The sequence below is a fragment of the Vibrio sp. 10N.261.52.A1 genome, from assembly GCF_002876325.1.
In the GTDB taxonomy this organism is placed as follows: domain Bacteria; phylum Pseudomonadota; class Gammaproteobacteria; order Enterobacterales; family Vibrionaceae; genus Vibrio; species Vibrio chagasii.
Genome location: NZ_MCYD01000749.1, coordinates 1 through 7,079 on the forward strand (window position 1 = coordinate 1; position 7,079 = coordinate 7,079).

Sequence of the window (7,079 nt, forward strand, 5' to 3'; positions counted from 1 at the left end):
CATTTCAGGACGAGACATTCAGATACAAAAAGCCCGTCATAGTGACGGGCTTTATCATTTAAGGTCTTTCGCTACCAGCTTAGACTTGCGTTCTACCTAGGGAGATAACCACACGTCGGTTCTTATCTTTACCAATTGGCGAGCTATTATCAGCAATTGGGCGACGCTTGCCATAGCCTTGCACTTGAATGCGGTCTTCCGGCAAACCAAGAGATTTAAAGTACTCTCTTAAAGACTCAGCTCTTCGTTCTGACAGGTTTTGGCTAATGCCTTTGCTGTCTGCCGAATCGGTGTAGGTCGCGACTAAAACAAGGTCAATATCTTGATTGTAACGAACATACTCGGCAATCTGACTAAGCCTTTTACGTGACGACTTGTTTAACTGATCGCTGTTACGGTCGTAATGCAAAATAGTGAATGAGATATCTTCGAAGCTGTACGGCAACAAGTTCGCGATACAATCACTGAACACATTGTATTTCTCTTGGAACAAAACCGACGATAACGCCACTTCAATACGCTGATCTCGGCTCTGCCACTCTTGGTAGCTAAATGTTGGATAGCGCCCTTTCTCTAACTCACTCAGGATACCCCAAGCCGTTTGACCGCCAACGTAGCCATCAAATTGCTGAAAGAACTTGATGGTTGTCATCCGATCGGCACTCTCGCCTGGGCGCCAAGGTGGCGGCATAGAGATCAAGCTGACATTACGAGTCGCGCCCATCGGACGACGCATTTTCAATTCAAAATCTAAAATGATTTTCTTACTCGCTCGGGATGAGAACTCAGCATCACCGAAATTAGGGATAGGATGTACTAAGCGACATTCTAGTGGTGTGTTAGCCACCATCTCCCATGTCGACTGTTGAGGAGATGCTCCGTAACGCTTTTCTTGTGCCATCGCTGATGACGACACAAGGAGCGAAAATAGCATTGAACCTGTTATGAGTTGTTTCTTCATAAAGTGGAGTATCTCTTAAGCAATTCGTTTAACAATGCAGCCAATTGCCGCCTATTTCTGTTGAGTTTAATTATGCAATTATCAAGCCGAAATGCGCTTGGTAATTTGTGATTTATTGCCCTTTCCTAGTTTTTATCACTGCTATTATCTGCAATAATGCAGCCTTAATCACACTTATTTGGGCTAACATGATTGTAGAAAACGAAGCTCTGACCCTAAAAAAACGCTTCCGTGGCTATTTTCCAGTGGTCATCGACGTGGAAACCGCAGGGTTTAACGCAGAAACCGATGCATTATTAGAAATCTGTGCCATTACATTAAAAATGGATGAAAACGGAGATCTGCACCCAGCATCAACGCTTCATTTTCACATTGAGCCTTTTGAAGGCGCAAATATAGAGCAGGCAGCATTAGACTTTAACGGAATTAAAGACCCATTTAGCCCATTACGTGGCGCAGTGTCTGAACAAGAAGCCCTTAAAGAAATCTACAAGCTAGTGAGAAAAGAACAAAAAGCTTCAGATTGCAGCCGTGCAATCATGGTCGCTCACAATGCTACATTCGATTTAAACTTCGTCAATGCGGCAAGTGAGCGCTGTAAGCTTAAACGCGTCCCTTTCCATCCATTTGCTACTTTTGACACTGCAGCTCTTAGTGGTCTTGCCTACGGTCAAACCGTTTTGGCTAAAGCTTGCCGCACTGCAGGGATGGATTTTGACAACAAAGAAGCACACTCTGCTTTGTATGATACGCAAAAAACCGCTGAGTTATTTTGCGGCATAGTAAACAAATGGAAAGCCCTTGGTGGTTGGCCGCTTGTTGACGAAGAATAAAAATAGAATCGGTAAACGTATTGTCGTATTACCTTTAATAAAGAACACAACATCCCGAGAATAATATGAATCCTGTTGTAATTTCAGTTTGCATCATGCTTGTTTTAGCTTTGATGCGCGTAAACGTAGTCGTTGCTCTGACGTTCAGTGCAATTATCGGTGGCGTAGCCTCTGGTATGAGCTTGAACGACGCAGTCGCGGCTTTCGAAAGTGGATTAGGCGGCGGTGCAACTATCGCACTTAGCTACGCTATGCTTGGTACATTCGCTGTTGCTATCTCACGTTCTGGTATCACAGACCTACTTGCTCAAAGTGTTATTAAACGCATTCACGGCAAAGAGAACAGCACGGCATCGACTGGTCTTAAATACGGCATCCTAGCGTCTTTGATCCTAGTGACAATGTCATCGCAAAACGTGATTCCGGTACATATCGCCTTCATCCCAATTTTAATTCCACCTCTATTAGGCGTATTCGCAAAAATGAACCTAGACCGTCGTCTGGTTGCTTGTGTGCTTACTTTTGGTCTGATTACACCATACATGGTATTACCAATCGGTTTTGGTGGCATCTTCCTAAACAACATTCTGCTTAAGAACCTTCACGACAACGGTCTTGAAAGTGTAGTGGCGAGCCAAGTACCAATGGCAATGCTACTACCAGCTGCTGGTATGATCTTTGGCCTTCTAACGGCAGTGTTCTTCACTTACCGTAAGCCTCGCCAATACAAAGAAACCTCTCACACGGTTGTTTCAACTGAAGCGAAACAGATCAACAAGAAGCACATCCTAGTAGCAGCGGCAGGTATTGTTGCAGCACTAACGGTTCAGTTATCGACTGGTTCAATGATCATCGGTGCACTTGCTGGATTCATGGTCTTCACTTTCGGTGGCGTAATTGCTTGGAAAGAGACACAAGATGTCTTCACCAAGGGCGTACACATGATGGCAATGATCGGTTTCATCATGATTGCCGCGGCAGGTTTCGCAGCAGTAATGAAGCAAACTGGTGGCGTTGAATCTTTGGTTGAAGCACTTTCAACAAGCATCGGTGACAACAAACCTCTAGCTGCACTACTTATGTTGGTGGTTGGTCTACTGGTAACTATGGGTATCGGTTCTTCGTTCTCTACGATTCCAATCCTTGCAACTATCTACGTTCCACTAGCGGCAGCATTTGGTTTCTCTCCAATGGCAACTATTGCTCTAGTTGGTACAGCAGCAGCGCTTGGTGATGCTGGTTCTCCGGCTTCTGACTCAACGTTAGGTCCAACGTCCGGTCTTAATGCAGATGGTCAACATGAGCACGTATGGGAAACCGTTGTACCTACATTCCTACACTACAACATCCCACTGATCGTATTCGGTTGGATTGCAGCTATGGTTCTATAGCTTAAAGCTAGGTTCTAAAGTCAGAATCAATGTTCAAAACTTAAAAAGACCGCCTAGTGCGGTCTTTTTTGTATCTGAGATGTCTCCGATAAGTTACATCCTGAGTCCAAATCCGTTGGATAAAAAAAAGGCTTCCCCTTACGAGCAAGCCTTTGAAGTAGTTTTGAATAATACGATTCAGTATCGTCAATTAAGCGCTAGGAGCGCTCTTTACTAGAACTTCTCTAATCGACTTAAGTGTCGTTTCTGATGAGTGGTAATCCAGCTCAACTTCAGTGAAGATACCGTCAACTTCAAGCATTAGAGTTGGGTAAGAATGCACACCCATCGCGTGTTTGAAGCTCAGTTGGTCTTCTAGCTCACCCTCAAGTAGCTTACCAGCAAGATCGTTCTCGAATTGCTGAACATTCATGCCTAGCTCTTCAGCCAATTGCTTATGTGTCTCTTCGCTGTGCGGCAGCATTGCACGCAAGTAATATGCGTGTTGAATCGCTTCAAGCATCTGCTCGTAGTGGTCTTGGAAACCCGCAGCAATAACAGCACGACACGCAGGGTAAGTGCTTCGTACCGGTTGGCACTCAGTCCAAAATTCATGATTGAACTCTGTACCTAATTTGGCTTCGATCTGCTTCCAGATAGCTTGCAACTTGCCTTTCATCTCTTCTGACATTGGTTCATCAGAATCTGGAGCCAAGCCACCTACTACGTAGTTGAACTCAATGCTCGCAGGCAATTGTTGTTTTAGTAACTCCAGTGTTGGTTTGTATCCCCAGCACCAGCTGCACATCGGGTCATGTACATAATGAAGTTTTACGTTCATTGTTCGTTCCTTATCGAGTCGACTCTCAATCAATTCCAACAAAAAAGGAGCCTAATTAAGGCCCCTCATTTTACTGTTCAGCGAAAAGGCTAGAACTTACTCAGCGTCATCGCCAGCAACTTTCGCTGCTGCTTCTTTGATGATTGGCTGAAGTTCGCCTTTTTGGAACATCTCAAGAATGATGTCACAACCACCGATTAGCTCACCTTCAACCCAAAGCTGTGGGAAAGTTGGCCATTGTGCGTAAGCTGGTAGCTCTGCACGGATATCAGGGTTTTGTAGAATATCTACGTAAGCAAATTTTTCGCCACATGCCATTAGAGCTTGAGACGCTTGAGAAGAGAAACCACAGCTAGGTAGCTTAGGAGAACCTTTCATGTACAGTAGAATAGTGTTTTCTTCAATTTGCTGTTTGATTTTATCGATAGTTTCCATTGCTTCCTCGTTAATGGATTACGGCTTTTATTGCCTTTATTCTACCCCAAACCAAAAGAATAAAAACCATATAAAAAAAGCGGTTAACAAGCTAGACTAACAATTCACATAAAAGTGATAGAAATATGCTTTTAATAAAGTAAAAACTTGCTAAACTAGAAACCAAGTCAGCAAATTGACCATGGTTGGCAGCATAGCGAGCCATGAATAATAATATCACTGGAAGCAATCGAAAGAGTTAACTCTTTCATATCAATGGAGAATTGAGCAATGGCATTTGAACTACCAGCTCTTCCTTACGCGAAAGACGCGCTAGAACCACACATCTCAGCAGAAACGCTAGATTTCCACCACGGTAAGCACCACAACACTTACGTTGTTAAGCTAAACGGTCTTATCCCAGGTACTGAGTTTGAAGGCAAAACACTAGAAGAGATCATCAAGACTTCTACTGGTGGTGTTTTCAATAACGCTGCTCATGGTGGTGTTTTCAATAACGCTGCTCAAATCTGGAACCACACGTTCTACTGGCACTGTCTAGCTCCTCAAGCAGGCGGCGAACCAACTGGCGCTGTTGCAGAAGCTATCAACGCTGCATTCGGTTCTTTCGAAGAATTCAAAGCAAAATTCACTGATTCAGCAATCAACAACTTCGGTTCTTCTTGGACTTGGTTAGTTAAGAAAGCTGACGGTTCTCTAGACATCGTTAACACTTCTAACGCTGCTACTCCTCTAACAGAAGAAGGTGTTACTCCACTTCTGACTGTTGACCTATGGGAACACGCTTACTACATCGATTTCCGTAATGTTCGTCCTGATTACATGGCTGCATTCTGGAACCTAGTAAACTGGTCTTTCGTAGAAGAGAACCTAGCTAAGTAATCTATTACTTAAGCTGCGCTATTTTTAGCGAGTTATCTATTAAAAGCTCATGCCTAGGCGTGAGCTTTTTTGTATCTACGATCTGCTACATAGTAAACAACGAACATAACGATCAATAACCTAGCCCTTTTAACTACCCTTTCCCAGCCTAAATTAAATCTCTATTCGCTTGTAATTAAAGACTAAAGTTTGCTGCCTTCATGCCGTTAAAGGTGTATCAAATGAGAGGCGTCATGCAAATACATACCTTAGATAAAGCAGGAATCATCAACGAACTGAAGTTCGGCATCGGAATCAGCCAAGCGGTTGAGCAAGGTCGCCGTGCAGATTTCGCGTTGCTGTTATCTATGTTTTCTAATGATGTTCGAGATTGCACGCCCATCGACACAATTGAAGTTACAGAGACAACGGAAGATCGCCTACGTAAACAGTTTGGTGTAGCCGAACCACAACAACTGCGTTCAAACCAATCGTCTTATGAGATTTCAGCACAACAGTCTAATCACTTTCACCAATCAAGCTTAGTGAGCGCTAAACTCTGTCATTACTTAAAACCTGAAGCTCTGGCATTTATGCCCGAAGACACTGGTGACTTACCTGAAGAGGTTTACCAAAACCTTTCCGGTCACGATCGTCGTAAACTAGCCAACAACCCCCCCCCAGATCTTCCGTCAGCGACGCTTTACAACGAGTTATCTACTGCTCAGCGTAAATATCAAATTCAGGCTCAGGTATAGCTTCAGTCTAACTTTATCTCTGTATCTCTATCTGCTTTGTTCAATTCGCGCCATTAAAATGATTCACCAGAGTTATATGAACCACAAGCCTTAGGCACCCTTCAATCAACACATGTCGATTACTACTTGAAGTTACTACAAAATGTGACCTGCCACTAAGTTCATAAAAAGTTATCAATTCACATACCTTAGTTTGAACCAATTCACACCCATTGTATGAATTTTGACCCATCCTTACCCGACACGGACGATTTGCTTAGGTACTGGGATGGAAATAAAAAGCTCAATCATATTGGTAACATCTGCTGGCTCGCGCCTAGGAGGGACGATAGCGAACCACTTTGTAAACCTTGGGGCCACCGTCATCCTCTGCGATAACGACACGGAAGCCCTTCAAGCAGCCTATTTACAATGCGCCCGATTCTCTGATTCTGTTTACCATTACCCGCTTGAGAACAATGACAGCCAAGCGATTCTGAACGTGTTCGATTTCATCCAAACCACCTTCAATACTACACCCGACGTATTAGTGAATAATTGGGTGAGTTCACCAATGCCCAGTCTAATCGGCGATCAACCGGTTGGTGGCTTTATCAACGACCTATCCGATATGGCATCCACTCTCTTCGCCTTCGGTCAAATCAGTGCCGAAAGGTTACGTGCAGAGGACAAAGAAGGAGTGATAGTGAATGTCATATCGCACGATGACTTCCATGACGTGTCAGGCTTAGAGAGTGCCAACTCTATGATTACCGGTTTTACCCACAGTTGGGCCAAAGAGTTAACCCCATTTAACATCCGTGTTGGGGGGGTCGTTCCCGCTATTCACAATGCCGATGGAAAGTTAAACCGTTGCCACTGGGCCCAGCTTCAAGACGAGCTCACCAGAACGGCCGAGTACATCATATCTAACGATTACTTTAGCGGTCGCGTGGTTGCGGCGGAAGTTTAAATCCCTAAACAGTCGCTCCCAGTTAAAACAAAGATCAAAAAAAAGCCCCAGTCTCTGAAGTGACCCCG

At 44.1% G+C, this 7,079-nt stretch carries 8 protein-coding genes; 5 read left to right on the forward strand and 3 right to left on the reverse strand.

The window, feature by feature from the left end:
* Positions 1 to 79: 79 nt before the first annotated feature.
* On the reverse strand, positions 80 to 961 hold the full coding sequence (locus BCT81_RS15415) for an OmpA family protein (protein WP_102425000.1): 882 nt from the start codon (positions 959 to 961) through the stop codon (positions 80 to 82).
* Between the two features lie 188 nt (positions 962 to 1,149).
* Here BCT81_RS15415 and rnt point away from each other — a divergent pair, with 188 nt between their 5' ends.
* Together rnt and BCT81_RS15425 are read left to right on the forward strand one after the other, a co-directional pair.
* Entirely contained in the window at positions 1,150 to 1,794 is a 645-nt protein-coding gene (rnt, locus tag BCT81_RS15420) for a ribonuclease T (RefSeq protein ID WP_004741699.1), read from the forward strand.
* A 65-nt stretch (positions 1,795 to 1,859) separates the two neighbouring features.
* Entirely contained in the window at positions 1,860 to 3,185 is a 1,326-nt protein-coding gene (locus tag BCT81_RS15425; RefSeq protein WP_004741700.1) for a Na+/H+ antiporter family protein, read from the forward strand.
* 190 nt (positions 3,186 to 3,375) lie between these two features.
* Here BCT81_RS15425 and BCT81_RS15430 read toward each other — a convergent pair whose 3' ends face one another.
* Both BCT81_RS15430 and BCT81_RS15435 read right to left on the reverse strand, forming a co-directional pair.
* Positions 3,376 to 4,005 carry a DsbA family protein gene (locus BCT81_RS15430; RefSeq protein WP_004741701.1) on the reverse strand — a complete coding sequence of 210 codons (630 nt, stop codon included), beginning with the start codon at positions 4,003 to 4,005 and terminating at the stop codon, positions 3,376 to 3,378.
* Positions 4,006 to 4,101: 96 nt separating this feature from the next.
* A complete protein-coding gene (locus BCT81_RS15435) occupies positions 4,102 to 4,440 on the reverse strand; it encodes a Grx4 family monothiol glutaredoxin (protein WP_004741702.1) in 339 nt (112 codons plus the stop codon).
* 270 nt (positions 4,441 to 4,710) lie between these two features.
* Here BCT81_RS15435 and BCT81_RS15440 point away from each other — a divergent pair, with 270 nt between their 5' ends.
* From BCT81_RS15440 to BCT81_RS15450, 3 genes are all read left to right on the forward strand, one after another.
* Positions 4,711 to 5,322: a Fe-Mn family superoxide dismutase gene (locus BCT81_RS15440; RefSeq protein WP_102425001.1), complete on the forward strand. Its 612-nt coding sequence runs from the start codon at positions 4,711 to 4,713 to the stop codon at positions 5,320 to 5,322.
* Between the two features lie 233 nt (positions 5,323 to 5,555).
* Entirely contained in the window at positions 5,556 to 6,059 is a 504-nt protein-coding gene (locus tag BCT81_RS15445; protein WP_277869817.1) for a VC2046/SO_2500 family protein, read from the forward strand.
* 268 nt (positions 6,060 to 6,327) lie between these two features.
* Entirely contained in the window at positions 6,328 to 7,011 is a 684-nt protein-coding gene (locus tag BCT81_RS15450; RefSeq protein ID WP_102425003.1) for an SDR family oxidoreductase, read from the forward strand.
* Positions 7,012 to 7,079: the final 68 nt, after the last annotated feature.

Excerpts from the sequence above, each read along its gene's own strand:
- BCT81_RS15415 (WP_102425000.1), bottom strand. The coding sequence starts at position 961 with ATGAAGAAACAACTCATAACAGGTTCAATGCTATTTTCGCTCCTTGTG.
- BCT81_RS15435 (WP_004741702.1), bottom strand. The coding sequence starts at position 4,440 with ATGGAAACTATCGATAAAATCAAACAGCAAATTGAAGAAAACACTATT.
- BCT81_RS15430 (WP_004741701.1), bottom strand. The coding sequence starts at position 4,005 with ATGAACGTAAAACTTCATTATGTACATGACCCGATGTGCAGCTGGTGC.
- BCT81_RS15425 (WP_004741700.1), top strand. The coding sequence starts at position 1,860 with ATGAATCCTGTTGTAATTTCAGTTTGCATCATGCTTGTTTTAGCTTTG.
- BCT81_RS15440 (WP_102425001.1), top strand. The coding sequence starts at position 4,711 with ATGGCATTTGAACTACCAGCTCTTCCTTACGCGAAAGACGCGCTAGAA.
- BCT81_RS15445 (WP_277869817.1), top strand. The coding sequence starts at position 5,556 with ATGCAAATACATACCTTAGATAAAGCAGGAATCATCAACGAACTGAAG.
- rnt (WP_004741699.1), top strand. The coding sequence starts at position 1,150 with ATGATTGTAGAAAACGAAGCTCTGACCCTAAAAAAACGCTTCCGTGGC.
- BCT81_RS15450 (WP_102425003.1), top strand. The coding sequence starts at position 6,328 with ATGGAAATAAAAAGCTCAATCATATTGGTAACATCTGCTGGCTCGCGC.